Source organism: Candidatus Fukatsuia endosymbiont of Tuberolachnus salignus, from assembly GCF_964030845.1.
GTDB lineage: Bacteria > Pseudomonadota > Gammaproteobacteria > Enterobacterales > Enterobacteriaceae > Fukatsuia > Fukatsuia symbiotica.
In genome coordinates, this window is sequence record NZ_OZ034983.1 from 2983178 (window position 1) to 3004074 (window position 20897).

21 protein-coding genes are annotated in these 20897 nt (G+C 42.5%); 4 read left to right on the plus strand and 17 right to left on the minus strand.

The window, feature by feature from the left end; translation table 11 throughout:
* Positions 1–8: 8 nt before the first annotated feature.
* The 9 genes from glmU to atpB all read right to left on the minus strand — a co-directional run bounded on the left by glmU (position 9) and on the right by atpB (position 8010).
* Positions 9–1382, minus strand: a complete 1374-nt coding sequence (gene glmU / locus AAHH42_RS14325) for a bifunctional UDP-N-acetylglucosamine diphosphorylase/glucosamine-1-phosphate N-acetyltransferase GlmU (protein WP_342221414.1) — start codon at positions 1380–1382, stop codon at positions 9–11.
* A gap of 122 nt (positions 1383–1504) precedes the next feature.
* Complete coding sequence (locus AAHH42_RS14330) at positions 1505–1918, minus strand: F0F1 ATP synthase subunit epsilon (protein ID WP_162860106.1); 414 nt, start codon at positions 1916–1918, stop codon at positions 1505–1507.
* Positions 1919–1948: 30 nt separating this feature from the next.
* Positions 1949–3331, minus strand: coding sequence for a F0F1 ATP synthase subunit beta (atpD, locus tag AAHH42_RS14335; RefSeq protein WP_342221415.1), 1383 nt, complete (start codon positions 3329–3331; stop codon positions 1949–1951).
* A 34-nt stretch (positions 3332–3365) separates the two neighbouring features.
* A complete protein-coding gene (gene atpG, locus AAHH42_RS14340) occupies positions 3366–4244 on the minus strand; it encodes a F0F1 ATP synthase subunit gamma (protein ID WP_342221416.1) in 879 nt (292 codons plus the stop codon).
* 15 nt (positions 4245–4259) lie between these two features.
* A complete protein-coding gene (atpA, locus tag AAHH42_RS14345; RefSeq protein ID WP_072549801.1) occupies positions 4260–5804 on the minus strand; it encodes a F0F1 ATP synthase subunit alpha in 1545 nt (514 codons plus the stop codon).
* Between the two features lie 14 nt (positions 5805–5818).
* On the minus strand, positions 5819–6352 hold the full coding sequence (atpH, locus tag AAHH42_RS14350; RefSeq protein WP_072549800.1) for a F0F1 ATP synthase subunit delta: 534 nt from the start codon (positions 6350–6352) through the stop codon (positions 5819–5821).
* 11 nt (positions 6353–6363) lie between these two features.
* Positions 6364–6834, minus strand: a complete 471-nt coding sequence (atpF, locus tag AAHH42_RS14355) for a F0F1 ATP synthase subunit B (RefSeq protein WP_072549799.1) — start codon at positions 6832–6834, stop codon at positions 6364–6366.
* A 69-nt stretch (positions 6835–6903) separates the two neighbouring features.
* On the minus strand, positions 6904–7143 hold the full coding sequence (gene atpE, locus AAHH42_RS14360; protein WP_342221417.1) for a F0F1 ATP synthase subunit C: 240 nt from the start codon (positions 7141–7143) through the stop codon (positions 6904–6906).
* 42 nt (positions 7144–7185) lie between these two features.
* Positions 7186–8010 (minus strand): F0F1 ATP synthase subunit A, encoded by an 825-nt coding sequence (atpB, locus tag AAHH42_RS14365; RefSeq protein ID WP_072549797.1) that lies wholly within the window; start codon positions 8008–8010, stop codon positions 7186–7188.
* 339 nt (positions 8011–8349) lie between these two features.
* On the opposite strand from atpB, the gene AAHH42_RS14370 reads away from it, so the two are divergent.
* A complete protein-coding gene (locus tag AAHH42_RS14370; protein ID WP_342221418.1) occupies positions 8350–8763 on the plus strand; it encodes a lysozyme inhibitor LprI family protein in 414 nt (137 codons plus the stop codon).
* Between the two features lie 13 nt (positions 8764–8776).
* On the opposite strand, the gene rsmG is transcribed toward AAHH42_RS14370, so the two are convergent.
* The 7 genes from rsmG to ravA form a co-directional block, all read right to left on the minus strand.
* On the minus strand, positions 8777–9394 hold the full coding sequence (gene rsmG / locus AAHH42_RS14375; protein WP_342222085.1) for a 16S rRNA (guanine(527)-N(7))-methyltransferase RsmG: 618 nt from the start codon (positions 9392–9394) through the stop codon (positions 8777–8779).
* Positions 9395–9437: 43 nt separating this feature from the next.
* Positions 9438–11327, minus strand: coding sequence for a tRNA uridine-5-carboxymethylaminomethyl(34) synthesis enzyme MnmG (gene mnmG / locus AAHH42_RS14380; protein WP_072549796.1), 1890 nt, complete (start codon positions 11325–11327; stop codon positions 9438–9440).
* A 409-nt stretch (positions 11328–11736) separates the two neighbouring features.
* Positions 11737–12186 carry an FMN-binding protein MioC gene (mioC, locus tag AAHH42_RS14385; RefSeq protein ID WP_072549795.1) on the minus strand — a complete coding sequence of 150 codons (450 nt, stop codon included), beginning with the start codon at positions 12184–12186 and terminating at the stop codon, positions 11737–11739.
* A 279-nt stretch (positions 12187–12465) separates the two neighbouring features.
* A complete protein-coding gene (locus AAHH42_RS14390) occupies positions 12466–13647 on the minus strand; it encodes an IS91 family transposase (protein ID WP_342221419.1) in 1182 nt (393 codons plus the stop codon).
* 15 nt (positions 13648–13662) lie between these two features.
* Positions 13663–13911 carry a hypothetical protein gene (locus AAHH42_RS14395; RefSeq protein WP_342220947.1) on the minus strand — a complete coding sequence of 83 codons (249 nt, stop codon included), beginning with the start codon at positions 13909–13911 and terminating at the stop codon, positions 13663–13665.
* A 136-nt stretch (positions 13912–14047) separates the two neighbouring features.
* Positions 14048–15514 carry an ATPase RavA stimulator ViaA gene (gene viaA, locus AAHH42_RS14400; protein ID WP_072549794.1) on the minus strand — a complete coding sequence of 489 codons (1467 nt, stop codon included), beginning with the start codon at positions 15512–15514 and terminating at the stop codon, positions 14048–14050.
* The gene (ravA, locus tag AAHH42_RS14405) at positions 15508–17028 is read right to left on the minus strand and encodes an ATPase RavA (RefSeq protein ID WP_342221420.1); all 1521 of its coding nucleotides are present in this window, start codon (positions 17026–17028) and stop codon (positions 15508–15510) included. Before ravA ends, viaA begins: the two co-directional genes overlap by 7 nt.
* 519 nt (positions 17029–17547) lie before the next feature.
* On the opposite strand from ravA, the gene kup reads away from it, so the two are divergent.
* Positions 17548–19416, plus strand: a complete 1869-nt coding sequence (kup, locus tag AAHH42_RS14410; RefSeq protein ID WP_342221421.1) for a low affinity potassium transporter Kup — start codon at positions 17548–17550, stop codon at positions 19414–19416.
* Positions 19417–19568: 152 nt separating this feature from the next.
* Here kup and AAHH42_RS14985 read toward each other — a convergent pair whose 3' ends face one another.
* The gene (locus AAHH42_RS14985; protein WP_083429572.1) at positions 19569–19694 is read right to left on the minus strand and encodes an IS1 family transposase; all 126 of its coding nucleotides are present in this window, start codon (positions 19692–19694) and stop codon (positions 19569–19571) included.
* A 45-nt stretch (positions 19695–19739) separates the two neighbouring features.
* Between AAHH42_RS14985 and AAHH42_RS14415 the strand changes: the two genes are divergently transcribed.
* A complete protein-coding gene (locus tag AAHH42_RS14415) occupies positions 19740–19922 on the plus strand; it encodes a hypothetical protein (protein WP_072549791.1) in 183 nt (60 codons plus the stop codon).
* Positions 19923–19938: 16 nt separating this feature from the next.
* The gene (locus AAHH42_RS14420) at positions 19939–20853 is read left to right on the plus strand and encodes a TcdA/TcdB catalytic glycosyltransferase domain-containing protein (RefSeq protein ID WP_342221422.1); all 915 of its coding nucleotides are present in this window, start codon (positions 19939–19941) and stop codon (positions 20851–20853) included.
* Positions 20854–20897 lie beyond the last annotated feature (44 nt).

Consider the following 20897-nt stretch of genomic DNA (forward strand, 5'->3'; position numbering starts at 1 on the left):
TTATATTCCTATTTAACGATTTTTTTTACCGGACGCTGCCAACCTTGAATATTGCATTGTTTAACACGACTGAGTACCAACTCGTTTTCAGCAATATCATTTGTTACTGTCGTACCGGCGCCGATGGTCGCCCCATTTGCCACCTTAATCGGTGCTACAAATTGGCTAGCCGAACCAACAAAAACATTATTACCGATGATCGTTTTATATTTATTAGCACCATCATAGTTACAAGTGATGCTTCCTGCTCCGATATTCACGCCAGAACCAATATCAGCATCTCCAAGGTAAGAAAGATGACCCGCCTTGGAGCCTTTGCCCAAACGTGTCTTTTTAATCTCGACAAAGTTGCCAACCTGCACCCCCTCAGCCAACTCACTCCCTGGACGTAAGCGAGCAAAAGGACCAACGCTGCAAGTCGCCTCCAAAGAGGCATTTTCCAGTACGGTATAAGGTTTAATTTGACAGTCATCACCAATCCGCGAATTTTTTAAAATACATCCAGCACCGATATGTACCCGATCTCCCAAGGTGACACTACCTTCAATAATCACGTTGGTATCAATAGTAACGTCGCAACCACAGGTCAAATCACCACGTAAATCGAAACGCGCCACATCGAGCAAAGTTACGCCAGATAAAAGTAATTTCTCTGCCTGCTCCATTTGAAATACCCTCTCAAGACGTGCAAGCTGCAAGCGGTTATTAATACCTTCAACTTCACTAAAACGAGCAGGCTGGACGGTAGCGATTTTTCTACCCTCAGCATGAGCAAACGCGATGATATCAGTGAGATAAAATTCACCTTGGGCGTTGTCATTATTTAGCATAGACAACCCCTGTTTCAGATCAGCACCATTAGCAACCAAAATACCGGTATTGATTTCGTTGATTGCTCGCTGACTGTTATTGGCGTCTTTATGCTCGACAATGCCGATAACATCACCGTTTTCACGTAAAATGCGACCATAACCACAGGGATCATCCCGCTTGACTGTCAGCAAACCGATACCTCCCGTAGGCTTGACCGCTAACAAGTGCTTTAATGTTTCCACTGTGATCAAGGGCACGTCGCCATATAACACCAGAACATCTTCATCAGCAGAAAAATAGGGTGCTGCTTGCTGCACAGCATGTCCGGTGCCAAGCTGTTGCTGTTGCAAGACCCAATTCAATTCAAGATCAATCAACGTCTCTTTAAGTAATTCGCCACCATACCCATAAACCACATGAATGTTGCTCGCTCCTAATTCTAAGGCAGCGTCAATGACATGCCGCACCATAGGTTTGCCTGCCAGTGGATGTAACACCTTAGGCAGTGCTGAGTACATCCGTGTTCCCTTACCGGCAGCAAGAATGACGACACTTAAACTGTTTGACATAAATAACCTGATTACTCTAATTGAATGGTTGAATATAGGACGAGGTTTTGCAAGAAGTCTAATGAAACAACATAGCCCACCAAGGGTGGGCCAAAGGTACATCACTTTCTTAATCAATACGATCACATCGCTTTTTTGATCAATTCGATTACACGTAGTTTCGCAATCTCTTTTGCCAGTTCAGCAGATAACTGGGCATAATCAACATCACAGTGAGAATCATTAATATGGCTTTCTGCTTTGTGCTTAGCTTCCAGCGCCTTTGCTTCATCGAGATCTTCCCCACGAATAGCGGTATCAGCCAGTACGATTACAACATTCGGATGCACCTCAAGGAGGCCACCAGAAAGATAAATAAATTCTTCTTCACCGAACTGTTTAACAATACGTACCATGCCAGGATTAATGGAAGTCAATAGCGGAGCATGGCCTGGATAAATGCCCAATTCTCCTTCACTACCCGTCACCTGAATTTTTTGTACTAGGCCAGAAAACATCCTCTTTTCTGCACTGACCACATCCAGACGGTAAGTCATTGTAGCCATGTCACCCTCCTGTCAGCAGTGTTACAGTTTTTTGGCTTTTTCCACAGCTTCTTCAATGGTACCAACCATATAGAACGCCTGCTCTGGCAGATGATCATAATCACCGTCCATAATGCCTTTAAAACCACGGATAGTATCTTTTAGCGAGACGAATTTGCCTGGAGAACCGGTAAACACTTCCGCAACAAAGAACGGTTGCGACAGAAAACGCTGAATTTTACGGGCGCGGGAGACAACCAGCTTATCTTCTTCCGATAATTCGTCCATCCCCAGAATCGCAATAATGTCTTTTAGTTCCTGGTAGCGCTGTAGAATCGATTGAACCCCCCGAGCAACATCATAATGCTCCTGACCAACAATCAACGGATCAAGTTGACGACTGGTAGAATCAAGTGGATCAACTGCCGGATAGATACCCAGAGAAGCAATTTGACGGCTTAATACAACAGTTGCATCCAAATGAGCAAAGGTGGTAGCAGGTGATGGATCCGTCAAATCATCAGCAGGCACATAGACAGCCTGTACTGAGGTAATAGAACCCGTTTTCGTCGAGGTAATACGTTCCTGCAACACTCCCATTTCTTCTGCCAGAGTGGGTTGATAACCTACCGCTGATGGCATACGCCCCAACAATGCCGAAACTTCGGTACCCGCCAAGGTATAACGATAAATATTATCGACGAAAAACAGAACGTCAAGCCCTTCATCACGAAATTTCTCTGCCATAGTGAGGCCAGTCAGCGCCACACGCAGACGGTTGCCTGGTGGCTCATTCATCTGGCCATATACCAGAGAAACCTTATCTAATACGTTAGAATCTTTCATTTCATGGTAGAAGTCGTTACCTTCACGGGTACGCTCACCAACCCCGGCAAACACCGAGTAACCTGAATGCTCAATCGCAATGTTGCGGATAAGCTCCATCATATTTACCGTTTTACCCACGCCAGCACCACCAAACAGACCGACCTTCCCGCCCTTGGCGAACGGACAGATCAGATCCATTACTTTGATCCCGGTTTCTAGTAAATCTTGTGAATTGGCAAGTTCTTCATAACGAGGCGCTTCACGGTGGATCGCCCAACGTTCTTCTTCGCCAATGGCACCTTTCATGTCGATGGGTTCACCCAACACGTTCATAATCCGACCAAGCGTCGCTTTACCAACAGGTACCTTGATCGGATTACCTTGGTTGATTACCCGTAATCCGCGCCGTAAACCGTCTGAAGATCCCATTGCAATACAACGAACAACACCACCTCCGAGTTGTTGCTGTACTTCCAACACTAACTTACTCGCTGCTCCTTTCACCTCAAGAGCATGGTACACCTTAGGCACCGCGTCTTGAGGAAATTCGACGTCCACTACGGCGCCAATTACCTGGATAATCTTTCCAGTAGCCATCTTAAATCCTCTACGTAACACGTAAAATTTTACTTTAAACCGCGGAGGCTCCCCCGACGATTTCGGTAAGTTCCTGAGTGATGCTAGCCTGACGCGCCTTGTTATAAATCAACTGTAACTCTTTGATCAAACTGCCGCCGTTATCAGTGGCGGCTTTCATCGCGACCATGCGCGCTGCCTGTTCGCTAGCCAGATTCTCAACTACCCCCTGATAAACCTGCGATTCTAAATAGCGGCGCAAAAGCTTATCCAGTAAGACCTTAGGATCGGGTTCATACAGATAATCCCAGGATTTTTTCTCCAGTTCACCCTCTTCCGCAGGAAGGAGAGGTAATAACTGTACGATTTGTGGTTCCTGAGACATGGTATTGATGAATTTGTTGTTGACAATATACAACTTATCCAGACGGCCTTCATCATAGGCCTGCAACATAACTTTCACTGAACCGATAAGTTCTGACAGCGACGGGTTATCTCCCATCCCCGTCACCTCGGCAACGATGTTGCTTGCTACACTATTACCACCGAAAGAGCTAAAAAAAGAGACTGCTTTCAATCCAATCAAGGCTAAATTACATTTAATGCCTTTTTCTGACCAATTTTGCATCTCAGCCAACAATTTCTTGAACAGGTTAGTATTCAAGCCACCGCACAAACCACGGTCAGTGGAAACTACCAAATACCCCACGTGTTTAATCTCACGTTCTTCTAGATAGGGATGCTTATATTCCAGATTACCTAGTGCGAGATGCCCAATTACATTACGTATCGTTTCCGCATAAGGGCGGCTAGCTGCCATACGTTCTTGCGATTTACGCATTTTGGAGGCAGCAACCATCTCCATGGCTTTGGTGATTTTTTGCGTGTTTTGCACACTGGCGATCTTGGAACGTATTTCTTTTGCTCCGGCCATTGCTGCTTCTCCTTATTACCAGGACTGAGTTGCCTTAAATTTTTCCAGGATATCTTTTAACTTACCCTCAATTTTATCGTCATACGCACCAGTTTGGTTAATGTGTTGCAGGAATTCGAAGTATTCACGGTCAGCAAAAGCCAATAACGCCACTTCAAAGCTACTGACCTTAGCCAGTTCAACATCCGCCAGATAACCCTGTTCCGCCGCAAAGAGCACCAAAGATTGTTGAGCAACGGACATAGGCGCATACTGTTTCTGTTTCAGCAATTCAGTCACTTTTTGACCATGATTTAGTTGCTTACGTGTTGCATCATCCAAATCAGAGGCAAACTGGGAGAAAGCAGCGAGCTCACGATACTGTGCCAAGGCGGTACGGATACCACCGGACAATTTTTTAATGATTTTGGTTTGCGCGGCACCGCCAACACGGGATACCGAGATACCAGGGTTAACTGCTGGACGAACACCCGCGTTAAATAAACCCGATTCAAGGAAGATCTGACCATCAGTAATCGAAATAACGTTTGTTGGCACGAATGCAGAAACGTCACCGGCTTGTGTTTCTATGATAGGTAAAGCCGTGAGAGAACCGGTTTTACCTTTTACTTTGCCTTTGGTGAAAACATCGACATAAGCAGCATTAACACGAGCAGCACGCTCCAACAAACGCGAATGAAGATAAAACACATCACCCGGGTAAGCTTCGCGACCAGGTGGACGACGAAGTAACAGGGAAATTTGGCGATATGCTACAGCCTGTTTGGATAAGTCATCATAAACAATCAATGCATCTTCACCACGATCGCGAAAATATTCCCCCATAGCACAACCGGAGTAAGGTGCCAAATATTGTAGCGCAGCAGATTCAGAGGCTGTCGCTACCACTACTATGGTATTCGCTAAGGCGTTATGCTCTTCGAGCTTGCGGACGACATTTGCTACTGTTGAGGCTTTTTGACCGATAGCGACATAAACGCACTTAATATCAGAATCGCGTTGATTAATTATCGCATCGATCGCCAGTGCCGTTTTACCCGTTTGACGATCGCCAATAATCAATTCACGTTGACCACGACCAATGGGTATCATCGCATCAACAGATTTATAGCCTGTTTGAACCGGTTCATCAACAGATTGACGTTCGATTACCCCAGGTGCAATGGCTTCAATGGCGGAAAAACCATCGTTTTCTATTGGACCTTTGCCATCGATAGGTGCACCTAACGTATTGATAATACGACCTAGCAAGCCGCGGCCAACGGGCACTTCCAAGATACGACCAGTACACTTGACTTTCATACCTTCAGCAAGATCAGCGTATGATCCCATTACTACGGCACCCACGGAATCACGTTCCAGGTTTAATGCTATGGCATAACGGTTATCCGGTAGTGCGACCATCTCTCCCTGCATCACATCCTTTAAACCATGTACACGGATGATGCCATCGCTAACGGAAATAATAGTCCCTTCATTGTGAGTCTCACTCACTATCTTAAACTGAGCAATCCGCTCTTTGATCAGTTCACTAATTTCATTGGAATTGAGTTGTTGCATGTGCTTCAGTCCCCTTAAGACTGCAAGATGTCTGACAGATGTCCAAGACGACCACGTACACTGCCATCTATCACCATATCGCCAGCACGAATAACCACACCAGCAATGACAGACTTATCGATTTTGCAGTTCAGCTTAACTTTACGTAGCAGCTTCTTTTCCATCACAGCAGATATTTTTTCTCGCTGTATATCGTTTAGCACCCTCGCTGAGGAAACTTCAACGTCGATGGTTGATTCCAGTAAGGCTCGTAGCTGAATAAACTGTTCAAGTATTTCGGGCAGAACCCGTAAACGACCATTTTCCGCCATAACCCGAATAAAATTTTGAGCGAATTCGTCAAGTTGATCACCACAAACGGCAATAAATATTTCTGACATCGCCTCTGGTGCCAAAGAACCGGAAAGCAATTCGGCAATATGTTCATTACGCGCCACTTCGACAGCAAACACTAACATATTTTGCCAAGGTCCAACCGCTTGATGCTCAACAGAAAAATCAAAAGCAGCCTTGGCGTAAGGGCGAGCTACAGTAACAAATTCAGACATTAGCCCCTCACTTACAGTTCAGCAACCATTTTATCAACGATGTCGCTACTAATAGCGTCATCCACGGAACGTTCGATAATTTTCTCAGCGCCAGCTATTGCTAACATTGCGATTTGTTTACGCAACTCTTCATAAGTGCGCTTACGTTCAGCCTCTATCTCAGCCTGTGCTTGCGTTACAATTTTGTTACGTTCCTGTTCAGCCTCGGTCTTCGCTTCTTCAAGGATCTGAGCTTTACGTTTACTTGCTTGCTCGATGATCACCTGAGCCTGTGCTTTGGCTTTATTCAATTGGTCAGTCGCATTGGTTTGCGCTAAGTCCAAGTCTTTTTTGGCACGCTCCGCAGAAGCAAGACCGTCAGCAATTTCTTTTTGACGCTTCTCAATGGCAGCCATAATCGGCGGCCACACATACTTCATACAGAAGATGACGAACAGAAAAAACGCGATGGCCTGGCCGAGGATTGTTGCGTTAAGGTTCACAGCACAATGCCTCTTTAAAAGTTAATAGATGAGCATAAATTGATAGTAGAGAGAAATACGCTACTTTTTTTACGCAACAGCAAACATCAGGTATAGACCAAGACCAACGGCAATCATAGGGATCGCATCAACCAGTCCCATGACGATAAAAAATTGTGTACGTAGCAAGGGAATTAAATCAGGCTGACGTGCTGCACCTTCCAAAAATTTACCACCCAGGATGCCGATACCGACCGCAGCACCGATTGCCGCTAACCCCATCATTACAGCGGCAGCCATGTACAGCAGATCCATATTCAGGTTTTCCATGATAGTCTCCATATTAAGTTAAAACACAGTAGTATAAAAAAATCAGTGCTCTTCAGATGCCATCGAGAGATAGACAATCGTCAGAACCATGAAAATAAAGGCCTGTAGCGCAATGATCAGGATATGAAAAATGGCCCAAGGCACACTTAACAACCACTGTGACCACCAAGGTAACAGACCGGCAATCAGGATGAAGATCAACTCACCTGCATACATATTGCCGAACAGTCGTAGACCCAGTGAAACAGGTTTAGACAGCAGGCTAACACCTTCAAGGACCAGATTGACTGGAATAAATATCGGGTGATTAAAAGGTTGCAGGGTTAATTCTTTCACGAAGCCGCCAACCCCCTTCATTTTAATGCTATAGAATAGAATCAGAATGAACACACCCAATGCCATTGATACGGTAATACTTACGTCAGCGGTAGGAACCACACGTAACGCCGGTAATCCAAAAATATGCTCAGCGATATAGGGTAGTAAATCAATCGGCAATAAATCCATGGTATTCATCAACACTACCCAAACGAACACTGTTAAGGCGAGTGGTGCGATAACCTTGCTTTTGCCGTGATACATATCCCGCACATTGCTGTCAACAAAGCCAATAACTAACTCAACCGCGGTCTGTAACTTACCGGGTACACCACTGGTGGCACCTGCCGCTATCCTGCGGAAAACAAGCAGAAAGAAGAGACCCAACACAAAGGAAAAAAACAGCGAATCAATGTTCAACGTCCAAAACGAGGCAGAACCCACAGAGTCGGGATTGATTAGCTCAAAAGTGCGGAGATCCAACTGAAGGTGATTCAGGTGGTGAGTTATATACTCTTGTTGAGAGGGGCTTTCTCCTGATGCAGACATGATGCCTCTACCGTCACTGATAATTATTGATAATTTGTAGACCTCTTGCGAAACCTACTGTGCTATGAGCTGTTTGTCTTTCTGATACACTCGAGTGCAGTAAAATTACTGTGTTACTGGTACTCATGGCTTAACCCGATTTAAGCTTTGAACACAAGGAGCTCAACCAACCGAAAGCGAGCAAATTATACGATGCAATCAAATGAATTCAATCTATAAGTAACGAAAAGGTGAAGTATTATTAAAAAACGCGATTCATCTACGGTTTTTACAAGTAAAATATTGTATGTATTGACCTAAGGTTATTTAACCTCCCTATTATTTAAGAAGACCATAAAAATGGGCATTATTTTTTCTTTTTTCTGGGCGTTATTATTACTCACATCGACACAATGGGTTTATGCTGTGCAAAATTGCGATAATCCCAACAGTAGCCAGAGGGAGTTAAATGAATGTTACGACAAACTCTACAAACAGTCGGATGCAGAACTCAATGTTCTCTACAAGCTGATCGTTCAACATCTGAAAGGTGATAAAAACGGCACTGAGCTTTTAGTTAAAGCCCAGCGTGCCTGGTTATCCTATTGCGATGCAGAATGCGATTTCTTTTCGTTTAGTGTGGCTCAAGGGAGCGTTTATCCCATGATCTTGCTTAGCTGTTTGAATTCTCAAACTCAATTACGGATCAACGATTTCCAACGTTACTTAAAGTGTGAAGAAGGAAATTTAAGTTGTTCCGTACCTGGCGGTTAGCACAGTAGTAACCTTATTTTAAAATAACTAAATGACGTGCTTCAGGCAGATTTGGTATTTGCAATTTAACTATTAATTCTGTGGTTATTCCTGCAGGTAAGTTCGCTAACTCGTCATTTGGTTTCAACCCTTTCAATGCGTAAAAACGTCCTTCATGTTGTTTATTCACTAAATGGTGACACCAAGACAGCATATCTTGCAGTGAAGCGAATGCGCGGCTTATCACGCCATCAAACAACGGATTTGCAATGAAGCTCTTAACACGGCTTTGTATCGGTTCAATATTGGTTATTTTTAATTCATGCTGTACTTGTCGTAGAAAGCGAACTCTTTTGCCTAAGCTGTCAAGTAAGGTGAAATGAGCATCAGGACAAACAATAGCGAGTGGAATACCAGGCAAACCTGCACCACTACCAACATCAATAAACCTGCTCCCTTGCAGGTAAGGTTTAATAACTATGCTGTCCATAATATGGCGAATTAGCATTTGTTGAGGATCACGCACAGAGGTTAAATTATAAGTTTTATTCCATTTATCTAATAAATTAACATAACTAATCAACTGTTGTTTTTGTCTATCAGGTAAAATTATCTCCTTTTCATTGAGCAAAGATCCTAATTCTTTTAGCATCAAAATATTTTTTGAATTTGAAATCATATCGCCAACACTTAAATTAGGCACTACGGCGCAATAGGTTTTGTTTTTTTAGCCAAATCAGCAAAATAGATATCGCTGCTGGAGTTACACCTGAAATACGGGATGCTTGACCGATAGAATTTGGTTTATGATCGCTGAGTTTAGCAATGACTTCGTTGGATAGGCCAGAAACATTATGGTAATTGAGATCTATCGGTAACAAAGTATTTTCATTACGTTGTTGTTTTTTTATTTCTTCTTGTTGACGCAGAACATAGCCTTGATATTTGACTTGAATTTCAACTTGGTCCGCTGCTTGAGGATCGGTTAATGCTGGGGTAAATAAATCCAGTGTGGTAAGTATTTGGTAGTTAACTTCGGGTCTACGCAGTAGCTCTTCACCATTGGTTTCCCGTGATAAGGGCGATTGTAGTAACTTATTAAGTTGATTAATACTCTCTGAATGAGGATGTACCCAGATGTCACGTAAGCGTTGGCGTTCTTTTTCTATTTGTTCAGTTTTTTTACTGTAGTGTGCCCAGCGGAGATCATTAACCAAACCTAGCTTGCGACCAATTTCAGTCAGGCGTAGGTCGGCGTTATCTTCACGTAATGTTAAACGGTATTCAGCTCTGGAAGTGAACATACGGTAAGGCTCTTTGGTACCTAGTGTACTTAAATCGTCTACCAGCACGCCAAGGTAAGCTTGATCTCGTCTTGGTGACCAACTTTCATCCTCGTTGGCTAAACGTCCGGCATTAAGTCCGGCAAGTAATCCTTGAGCTGCTGCTTCTTCGTAACCTGTGGTGCCGTTGATTTGGCCTGCAAAGAAGAGTCCCTGGATATATTTACTTTCTAACGTAGTTTTTAAATCACGAGGATCGAAATAGTCGTATTCAATGGCATAGCCAGGCCGGATGATCCGTGCATTTTCCATTCCTTTAATCGAGCGGACGAGCTGCATTTGTACATCAAAAGGTAAACTTGTTGAGATACCGTTTGGATAGATTTCGTTGCTAGTTAACCCTTCAGGTTCGAGGAAGATTTGATGGGCGTTACGATCAGCAAAACGCATGATTTTGTCTTCGATTGACGGACAGTAACGCGGACCAATTCCTTCAATTACGCCCGAATACATCGGGCTACGATCGAGATTGTTGCGAATAATCTCATGCGTTTTTTCGTTGGTATAGGTGATATGGCATGCGATCTGTCTGGGGTGTTGTGTTGGATGACCAAGGAAAGAAAACACGGGTATTGGTGTGTCACCTAGCTGAAGATCTAATTGATCAAAATCGATGGTTTTTGCATCAATTCTCGGTGGGGTTCCTGTTTTTAAACGGTCTGTCCGCAAAGGAAGTTCTTTTAACCTCTGGGATAATGAGATCGAAGCGGGATCACCAGCACGGCCACCGCTGTAATTCTCCAGGCCAATATGTATTTTGCCATCGAGGAAAGTACCAACGGTTAATACAACCGCTTTAGCACGGAATTTTATTCCCATCTGCGTTACAACACCGACGATCCGATCGTTTTCGATCATTAGGTCTTCAACGGGTTGTTGGAAGATCATCAGATTAGGTTGTCTTTCTAATGCAGTACGTATTGCTTGACGATAAAGGATCCGATCGGCTTGAGCGCGAGTGGCTCTGACAGCAGGTCCTTTGCTGGAATTGAGGATCCTGAATTGGATACCGGCTTTGTCTATCGCCTTTGCCATTAGGCCACCTAAAGCGTCGATTTCTTTTACCAGATGTCCTTTGCCAATACCACCGATTGCTGGGTTACAGGACATCTGTCCTAAAGTATCGATGTTATGGGTTAGCAACAGGGTTTGACGTCCTATACGGGCGCTAGCCATAGCAGCTTCAGTGCCTGCATGGCCCCCTCCGATGATGATGACGTCAAATTGATCAGAATAAAGCATGTTGCCTGTGCCTCGCTTAATGCAGGTGATCGTCGTGTGATCCAGGAATTGATAACGATTTCGGATAGGTTCCAAGTATCGCTGATTCTACGCAAATTTAATCGATCAGCCAAGTGGCTTAGGATCAGGTTTGATCTTGCCTTTAATTATTTTAGATCTTTTATTAGATCTTTTTATTAGATCTATTATTAGGATCGCGATTATCTGTGGATAAGTTATTATTTATAAATAAAATCATATAATTAATGATGCTAATTTGCTGTGAATGATCGGTGATCTTGTTTTGTATAAGCTGGGATCTAAATGGCGTGTTATCCACAGGGTTTCGCCGTTATAAAGTTATCCTATGGATAACTACGGGTTTTCCATTGCTTTTGCACAGGTTTATACATTTTTGATCGCGTAATGTTTACTCTGTTGTGTGTAATTTGATCCAATCAACTAACCATTCTTCTGCGGGATCTTCTGGTACGCTACACTTGAGGACATTGATTTCAAGTATTTGGCCGATCCTTTTGGCTCCTCGCCTGAGTAACTCTTGATCCAGTTTTTTGATGGCACCACAAAAATGATCGTAACTCGAATCGCCGAGACCTATTGCGCCGAAACGGATCTGTGATAGATCGGGTTTCTGTTGTTCAATTTGCTCTAATAAGGGCTGAAGATTGTCCGGTAACTCACCTGCACCGTGGGTAGACGTGATAACTAGCCATTCGCCGTTGAGTACTAGTTCATTTAGTTTAGGGCCATGCATCACTTCGGTGGTAAAACCAGAAGCGTTTAATTGTTCAGATAAACATTCAGCGACATCTTCGGCATTGCCAAGTGTACTGCCACTGATCAAGGTAATGTGAGACATAAAAGACCCAGTTAAAGAGAAGAAAAGTTGCCATTGTACGCTGTGAATTGACTGGGATCTACCTGTGGATAATATGGGGATAATGGCAATTGTTCATAGATAGGAATTTTAATAATTTGGTTTTATTGTCAAAAACAGAATTGGATCAAAAAATAAACGATATTATTTTCAAACTTTAGGGTTATTCTCCTTAACGTAGAGAGTCCCGGGTGATAATAGGGTCATTTTCGTTTAAAAAACCAGCATTTTCGAACGCGAGGCGCCCCTTCCCTGCAGAGGCTAAATCCCCTTCATTTTTGCCAGAGATTCATGGTGAAGCATTAACTGATGCCACGGCAAGCCTGATGTGATACCGCTTAGCACCAAACGAGAGCCACACAGGATGCACTCATGAGGGTCAATACGACTTAGGCGTTTTAACATTGCCGCATAAGTGATGTTGACGGTTTTTTCTTTTTCCTGCCCCAACAAAGCATCTATAATCGGCAGCAGTGTAGTCCGACGGCGGGGCGCTAAAAAACCATAATAGCGGACCATCCTAAAATGTTTATCCGGAATGTGGCTAATAAAACGCTGAATAAACTCGTCCATACTGAGGTTAAGTTTTTCTTGCTCTCGGGTTTTATGACTGAGGTAGCGATAGGTCACTTCCTGGCCGTTATAATGTTCCAGCCGGGATAACGACACCGGAGGCTTTTTTAAATAACGGCCTAAATAATTGAGCGTTTGCTGGGCATTGTCTGTCGGCTTTGCCAGGTCGATATTCCAATGCCGTTGGTAATGGAAATCCAGAAACTGCTCCCGTTGACCCAGCCTCGTGAGGGTTTGTGATAACTCCGGTGGTAATTGCAAGGTATCCCACTGTTGACGAAGTAGTGTGATAATCTGATAACGCCACTGTTTCATCAACGTTTTTCCGCTAAACGTGATTTTTTTCCATTTTTCGGCATTGTCATCGAGTCCGCCACAGGTCACCGAAAGATGCACATGAGGATGCCAATTCAGCGCTCGCCCATGCGTATGCAACGCCGTGAATAGGCCAGGCAATAGGTTTTTTGGCTGGCAAAAATCTAAAATAACCTTGGCAGCGAGACGACTGAGATGCGTTAACAGCGCACGATTTAGCTCAAACAACGGCCAGAACTCACGGGGAAAAGTGAACGTAATGTGTTGCCATTTTGTGATGGGAAGCACCGTGCGCTGTTTGGCCACCCACCGCTCTGTGGCTTTCTTACCACAGGAAGGGCATGAACGGCTGTGGCAGGTAAAGCAAATCCGTTTGGTGTGCGTACAGCCTGCCTTTTGACAGCGCCAGCTGGCAAACCCCAGCGCCGATGTTCCGCAGGAAAACAGTTTAATCAGATTATCGACCACCACCGGCCGTATTTTATCCGCATGAGCACAATAGTAATTCCACCACGCATGACCGACCTGAAAAGGATGACGCAGTTTACGGTTCATCTTTCAGCTCAAGCATCACGGGTGTTCTAGATCAAACGACCGACACTCCGGGCAAAAATAGACCGCATTCATTGCAGACTCTGCGGGAAAGCGAGCCCAGAATATTTCCCAAAACGTCTCTGTAATGAAAAGATTATCTCCGCCAGTAAAGGCCTGATGCGTTTTCTGATAAGGCATGGCTAAGGCTTTAGCAACCTCTTTCAAGGTCTGCTTCACCATTTTGGTATGCGCTGTTTGATGTGAGTGACAGATATTTTTAGGCATAACACCTTAGCTGAACGAGTAACGGGACCGGCTAATAGATAACACCGTTTCTTCAAAAAAATCAAGAGATAACAGACTACTTCACGTCGCCGACCTTAGGAGGCAGCCTTGGGGATAAAGTGTGGTGTTTATTATTTTAGTGTCGCCAACGACGGAGTAAGCGACTTTTTAATCCGTTATCAAAACGCCAGATATGATCGAAGATCTGCATGATCCCAGGCTTACCATAGGATGACATTGCTATAGCATGAAATCGATGTTGATGAATTTGCTGTTGTGTTTTTATTTTTTTGATCAGATCTTGTGGTAAGCGCTGGGCAATAAAATCTGAAATGATGATGGCATCGGTATCAATCCACTGCTGTTCTTCCATTTTTGCTAAAGTATTCGCCAGACAGGCTGCCAGATCTGTTCCACCGCGAAAGCGTTGGCCGAGGAAACGTATTGCCTGTTCGATACCGTTGTCTGCTGAGAGTTCATAATGGACGACTTCAGTGGCAAATAGCATAACGTAACAGCGTCGGCTATCTGCTAGCGCAATACGTAATAACGCCAAACAGAATGCTTTGGCACATTGTTCACTGAATTGTCCCATCGACCCTGATGTATCGACACATACGATAAAGGGGCCGCGTGGCTGCTGTTCACCGCCTTGTTGGTTGACCGTTCGTTGCCATTGTTGTTTTTGCCAGTGATCTCCTTGTAAACGGTACGTTAATAAGCGTCGTTCGAGTAAACGGCGATAAAATTCAAATTCTAGTTCATTGATCCCCAATAGCATTAATTCAGTTGGCAGTAAACGTAAAATATCATTGCTTTGCTGGATCCCACTGACTTCTTCGGGAAAGGTATCGGGTTGCCGTACCATTAGGGTATAGGATCCAACATGGGTCTCTGCGTTCGGTTGTGTTTTCGCTGTTTTACTACGACCTAATTGCTCGGCTATTTGTTGCAATTCTGTTTGTTGCTGTAGAAAATCAGTGTATTGCTGGAGTAGTTGGTAGTCGTTTTGTTGTAGTTGGCCGTGGCTCATATCCCAAAGTCGACCCGCTGCGGTGTCGTTATCCGCTAGTAAAGGTTCGAGAGCACCGCTTAATGCTAGCCGCTGTTGTAATTCTGCCAGTAATTTCTCTTTTTCCTGTTCTAATAATGTGTGGTGAATGTTCAAGGTTTGCAGGGTTAAGCTAAGACGCCAGCGTTGGAGAAATAAGCATTGTAAACTTTCTCCTGATGGTGGATTTTGTTCGAAATCAGACGCATCGATTATATTTTTTGCCTGAGTTAAAAAAGGTGAATTGAGCGTCGTTAGCTCATCGACAATCGCTGTCAAATGTTGATAAAAAAGAGTACTGTTTTCCTGTTGACTATGCTGATATAAAAAAAATTCTTCTGCTAAATTTGATGGTACCCTGGCTTCCTGGATGCGTTGTTGAAAATTCTGTTTCCATCTGGGGATATCTTTAGTCAATGCGCGTTTAATACGCGGAAATTTTGCAAACAATGTCGCCAGTTGCGGTGTTGCCAGTACGCCAATCACTATTTCTTCTACCAAGGTTCCTTCGCTGATAGAAAGCAGCATATCCAGTGTCGCTAGGCTTAACATCGATGATGATCCGTACCGTCTTTGTTGCAGGTGAGTTTTAATTCTTCAGCGACGTGAAGCAGACTGGCTTCGATTTTTACTCGCCAGGAAGAGGGAATAAAAAGGCAAGCTTGCTGTTGGTTGAAAAATTTTCGTTGTTCTGATAGGTGAGTGGCTACATCAGCTTTTTCTGTCAGTAATTCTGGTGGTGGATTTTCTATCAATGCTTTGGGCAATGATAATGCGGAGGTTTGACGGCTGATGTCCAGTACGACGATTTGACCTTGCTGGTTAATCTCCGCATCAATGGGTTGAGTAAAACCGATGCCATTTAATTTAGTGTGTAACTTTCCTCCTTTGTTGATCCAGAGAGATAAAGTTTCTTTATCGATTTGTAGGTAATTAACCTGGATATCATGCAAATAGAGTGGTTTTTGCAGTAACAACGTGAGTGTTGTTTCAAGCAGTGTTTCTGGCAAAAAGTAGTGGATCTTGCGACTAAAACCGCTACTTTTTTTCACCAAAGTTAATGCCTGTTGATCGTGTTGTTGTTGTTGAAATTGCAGCCATCGGCGATGAATATGTTGGAGTTGCATTAACAATCGCTGTTGTTGATACGCTTGCTCACATAACAGTTGCTCGAGTTGTTGTTGCAACAATTTTTGCGAGTCAAGATCATGCCACAGGCAATTTTTCAGCAAAATAAGATCAATGGGAGCAATGGTTTTACGACCACTAAAAAAGGCACTGGCTTGAAGTAACCTGAGTGATTTTTTCCAGCGTCGATCAGAAATATAAGGGGCTTGATCCAGGGTATTTAGCCGTTGACGTAGCAGAAAAATAAGCTCAAAACAGTGATCCGGCAAGTCGATTTTATCGATTAATGGTTGCCATTGACGAAATTCTTCATCGTTGATACTGAGATTTTCGGCTACCGGATTGTGATGATCATCCTGACGATTAAGCAGTAGTGCATGGAAATTTTGTTTATCTTGAACTTTATCTAACCACAAGCGGACTAACATGCGATCATAGAGTGCTTCCAGGCTGCTATCGGCATCCGGTAATTCATTGGAAGCCGTGATCAGTAAACGCATCGGAATTTCGTCTTCATGGTCGCCATTCCTAAAACGACGTTCGTTAATCGCGGTCAACAAGGTATTGAGAATAGCAGGTCCTGCTTTCCATATTTCATCAAGAAAGACGATTTCAGCCTCAGGTAAATAGCCCTTGGTTAGGCGTTGGTAGCGTCCTTCTTCTTTCAGGGCTTGGATGGATAATGGACCAAATACTTCCTCTGGGGTTGAAAAGCGGGTCATCAGGTATTCGAAAGCACGCGCATCGCGGAAGGCAAATTTCAGACGGCGGGCGATCAAACTTTTTGCTATCCCTGGTGGCCCGAGCAAAAATACACTTTCTCCACTTAATGCTGCTAATAGACATAAACGGATGGCCTCTTGTCTTTCGTAGAGTCCCCTTTCAAGCGCATTGCTTAGACGTGATATTCTTTCCACTAATTGAGATGATTTTTGCATAATTATTCTGTCTATTTCATTAGAACCTGTTCGAAATCTCTTGTGCTCGTTTGTACACTGCGGTTGCTGCACGCCGTGCGCCTTGACTTCACACCACTCTCTGATTTTGTAATAAGTCTATTGTGTAAACAATTTTTACTTGAGAATAAAAAACAAACCCTCTTTCTAAGTACATAGTTTGCTGATTAATAGAATTTTTCTAACCTTAAGGATAGTTCTACTGCCATTTACTGTCGTTTTTGCTGCTAGATTTAGGCTAGGCAATCATTCTAATTAATGCATACTGGACAAGCTACGGTTGGTACCGATGATTTCTGGCGAACGATGGTATTCATGTTCGATAATACAGTAATGTTCGATAATGCAACAAGGTATCGGTGATACAATGTTCAGCATGTTGTTAAGTTTACCATTATGTTAAGCAGGTTATGTAAGAGGTCTCATGGTGCCGCAAATTTTTAACCCGTTTTTAAACAATAAATACTAGTTTGTGGATGTTCAGGAAAAAAGAAATAAATTATGAGTACAGAACATAAACAATCTTTATCGGCAGTAACCTTGGCAGCAATAGGTGTGGCTTATGGTGATATTGGTACGAGTCCTCTCTATACATTGCGAGAGTGTTTTTCGGGGAATTATGGTTTTGATGTTCGTCCTGGTGTGGTGTTTGGGTTTTTATCACTGATTTTTTGGCTGTTGATTCTGGTCGTTTCACTGAAATACCTCACCTTTGTTATGCGAGCAGATAATGCCGGCGAAGGAGGCATTTTAACGCTGATGTTATTGGCCGGACGTAACACTTCGGCTCGTACTACTTCAACACTGGTCATGATGGGTTTGATTGGTGCTAGTTTTTTCTATGGTGAAGTGGTGATCACGCCTGCTATTTCCGTGATGTCAGCGATTGAAGGGTTAAGAATTAGCTCACCGTCATTGGATCATTACATCGTACCTTGCTCGATTGTGGTGTTAACTTTACTCTTTTCGATTCAAAAACATGGCACAGGCAGTGTAGCCAAGCTTTTTGCGCCTGTGATGTTGATTTGGTTTTTGACGCTGGGACTGTTGGGGTTACGTAGCATTATCGCTAATCCTGAGGTGTTAGCTGCGTTTCATCCCAAATGGGCGATCGCCTTCTTTACTGAGCATAGAATGGTTTCCTTTTTTGCCTTGGGTTCCTTGGTATTGGCGGTGACTGGTGTAGAAGCCTTGTATGCCGATATGGGACATTTTGGTAAATTTTCTATTCGCCTGGCCTGGTTTATTTTGGTGTTGCCTTCTTTGGTACTTAATTATTTTGGTCAGGGGGCATTGTTATTGAAAAATCCTGACGCTATTAAAAACCCCTTTTTTTTACTTGCTCCTGATTGGGCAATGACACCTTTGCTGATACTGGCAACCTTGGCAACAGTTATCGCCTCACAGGCGGTTATTTCCGGGGTTTTTTCGTTGACTCGTCAGGCGGTGCGTTTAGGTTATTTACCGCCCATGCGCATTGTTAATACTTCCGAAATGGAATCAGGGCAAATTTATATTCCAGTTATTAACTGGATTTTGTATATCTCTGTTGTTTTGGTGATTATCGGTTTTAAACACTCGAGTAATCTGGCCAGTGCCTACGGTATCGCGGTAACGGGTACCATGGTGATAACTAGCGTGCTATTTTGCACGGTAACACTGAAAAATTGGCACTGGAATCGCTTTTTTGTTGCCACCGTATTGCTAGCTTTATTATTCATTGATATTCCACTATTCTTGGCCAATGCATTAAAACTGTTTTCCGGTGGTTGGTTGCCACTGACCCTCGGTTTGCTGATGTTTATTATTATGACCACCTGGAAGAGCGAACATTTTCGTTTATTGCGCCGTATGCATGAACACGGCAATTCGCTAAAAGCAATGATAACTTCGTTGGAAAATTCACCCCCGATCAAAGTGCCAGGTACAGCGGTTTATATGTCACGAGCCGTTAATGTTATCCCTTTCGCACTGCTACATAATCTTAAACATAACAAGGTATTGCATGAAAGGGTACTATTGCTGACTTTGCGCACAGAAGATGTCCCTTACATACATAATGTTCAGCGAGTAACAATCAAACAACTTTCGTCAACTTTTTGGCAGGTTAGGGCCAGTTATGGTTTTAAAGAGACGCCCAATGTTGAAGAAATTTTCCATCTCTGTGGTTTGGAAGGACTACCATTCCAGATGATAGAAACCTCATTTTTTATGTCGTATGAATCTCTCATTTTAACTAAACGGCCGTGGTATCTTTTTTTTCGTGGCAAATTATTTATTGTACTTAGACGTAATTCGTTACGTGTATCCGATCAATTTGAAATACCACCGAATCGGGTGATTGAGTTAGGCACACAGATAGAAATTTAAAATATATAGAAAATTCAAAGTGTGATTTTTTCGTTGACATTGTTTTTTGCATAAAACAGGAGTACAGTGAATGGATAGTGAAAAAAGTATTTTCCGTTCTATTGGTTTTTCTTGTATACGAAAGAGTTAATGAAATTATTCAGATTTTGTTCTCAATAATTGGATTTTACATTCAGTATAAAGCCAGTTTTTCTTACTGGCCTTTTAATCTGCGTTATTAAATTTAAATTATGCCTTTCAATTCGTAGGGTAAATATTTTGTCGGCTCTGTTTCTTATTGATAACTTCCCCCATCATTTAAATTATCTATTAGGAGATAATATATGGCTGCACGTAGTATTAAAATCAATATTTTTATAGCACATACTTTAAAATTTTCTCTGTTTCCACCTACGTTAAAATATGGTATTTTGACTGTCGAGCCACCAAAAATATTAAGTATTTTTCAAAAGTTTAGTTACCAATCCGAATCCTATTATTTTATGACCGGTACCGAAGGTCAATGAAAAAGGATCACCGATAATGCAACACGAAGAGATTATTAAACAACTTAAAAACATTACAATAGATCAAACAGAATATAACAAAAAAGGCCATTATTATGAATTTATCACAGCCCGTAATGAGTATTTATATCCCACCGAGCCTCTATTACCATCAAGAGAAACCAGACTGTTATTAAAAATGATAAACTGTCTTACTAAATGGATTGTTATCAATAATAGAAGGGGAGAAAGACGTTATAATCCTTTTTTATCCCAAAGACTCTCTGCACGTAAAGATTCTTTAATGGAAAACGTGCCTAAAATTCTACATTTTGTCTGTCTTTGTAAGATAACCGACATACAGAGAGACTACATCGATCTTTGGATACAAAACAATCCAGATTATGAAATCAATATCTGGATGGACGAAAATGCGTTACTTGCGCAAGAACTCGCTATACGTATACAAAAAAAAGCAAGTAAGCAGGCACTCATTTATGCAAATATCAATTTTGATGATTTTAAAAAAATGCTAACATCTTTCTTAAAAGTTTATTTCAAAGATTATTCATCACATCAGGAATTGGCTACGCAGGAAAAAATAGCGGTTGATTTTTTCAAAACATACTTCTACGAGAAAAATTTAAATATTGCTTTCGACAGGATTATAAAAAATTATCTTCAGATTATTAGAAAATTCATTATTGATAGGAAAATGATAGAAGAAGCAATCGCTAGTGGAATACAACAAGATCTAACCACCTGGGACCCTGAGAGAAAGGCAAAATGGCAATGGCATGAAAATTTTATTACTCCTAATGGTATTACCCTTATTAAAAAAGAAAAAATTTTTCAAGATACAATAACCAGATTGATGGATTTTATGCAGGTTGCTTTTACCGGTTATATCAATCATTCTAACCAGTTTACCGAAGAAAAAAAGAAACAGTGATTTTCGAGAAGTATGAACTAGAAATAGAATTCAGTTTTAATACA

Coding starts and splice junctions, on each gene's coding strand:
- AAHH42_RS14415 (WP_072549791.1), top strand. CDS start 19,740: ATGGCTGCACGTAGTATTAAAATCAATATTTTTATAGCACATACTTTA.
- mnmG (WP_072549796.1), bottom strand. CDS start 11,327: ATGCTTTATTCTGATCAATTTGACGTCATCATCATCGGAGGGGGCCAT.
- glmU (WP_342221414.1), bottom strand. CDS start 1,382: ATGTCAAACAGTTTAAGTGTCGTCATTCTTGCTGCCGGTAAGGGAACA.
- AAHH42_RS14420 (WP_342221422.1), top strand. CDS start 19,939: ATGCAACACGAAGAGATTATTAAACAACTTAAAAACATTACAATAGAT.
- viaA (WP_072549794.1), bottom strand. CDS start 15,514: ATGTTAAGCCTAGCGACACTGGATATGCTGCTTTCTATCAGCGAAGGA.
- atpH (WP_072549800.1), bottom strand. CDS start 6,352: ATGTCTGAATTTGTTACTGTAGCTCGCCCTTACGCCAAGGCTGCTTTT.
- mioC (WP_072549795.1), bottom strand. CDS start 12,186: ATGTCTCACATTACCTTGATCAGTGGCAGTACACTTGGCAATGCCGAA.
- atpG (WP_342221416.1), bottom strand. CDS start 4,244: ATGGCCGGAGCAAAAGAAATACGTTCCAAGATCGCCAGTGTGCAAAAC.
- AAHH42_RS14395 (WP_342220947.1), bottom strand. CDS start 13,911: ATGCCTAAAAATATCTGTCACTCACATCAAACAGCGCATACCAAAATG.
- atpA (WP_072549801.1), bottom strand. CDS start 5,804: ATGCAACAACTCAATTCCAATGAAATTAGTGAACTGATCAAAGAGCGG.
- atpD (WP_342221415.1), bottom strand. CDS start 3,331: ATGGCTACTGGAAAGATTATCCAGGTAATTGGCGCCGTAGTGGACGTC.
- AAHH42_RS14370 (WP_342221418.1), top strand. CDS start 8,350: ATGGGCATTATTTTTTCTTTTTTCTGGGCGTTATTATTACTCACATCG.
- rsmG (WP_342222085.1), bottom strand. CDS start 9,394: ATGCTAAAAGAATTAGGATCTTTGCTCAATGAAAAGGAGATAATTTTA.
- AAHH42_RS14390 (WP_342221419.1), bottom strand. CDS start 13,647: ATGAACCGTAAACTGCGTCATCCTTTTCAGGTCGGTCATGCGTGGTGG.
- atpE (WP_342221417.1), bottom strand. CDS start 7,143: ATGGAAAACCTGAATATGGATCTGCTGTACATGGCTGCCGCTGTAATG.
- kup (WP_342221421.1), top strand. CDS start 17,548: ATGAGTACAGAACATAAACAATCTTTATCGGCAGTAACCTTGGCAGCA.
- ravA (WP_342221420.1), bottom strand. CDS start 17,028: ATGCAAAAATCATCTCAATTAGTGGAAAGAATATCACGTCTAAGCAAT.
- atpB (WP_072549797.1), bottom strand. CDS start 8,010: ATGTCTGCATCAGGAGAAAGCCCCTCTCAACAAGAGTATATAACTCAC.
- AAHH42_RS14330 (WP_162860106.1), bottom strand. CDS start 1,918: ATGACTTACCGTCTGGATGTGGTCAGTGCAGAAAAGAGGATGTTTTCT.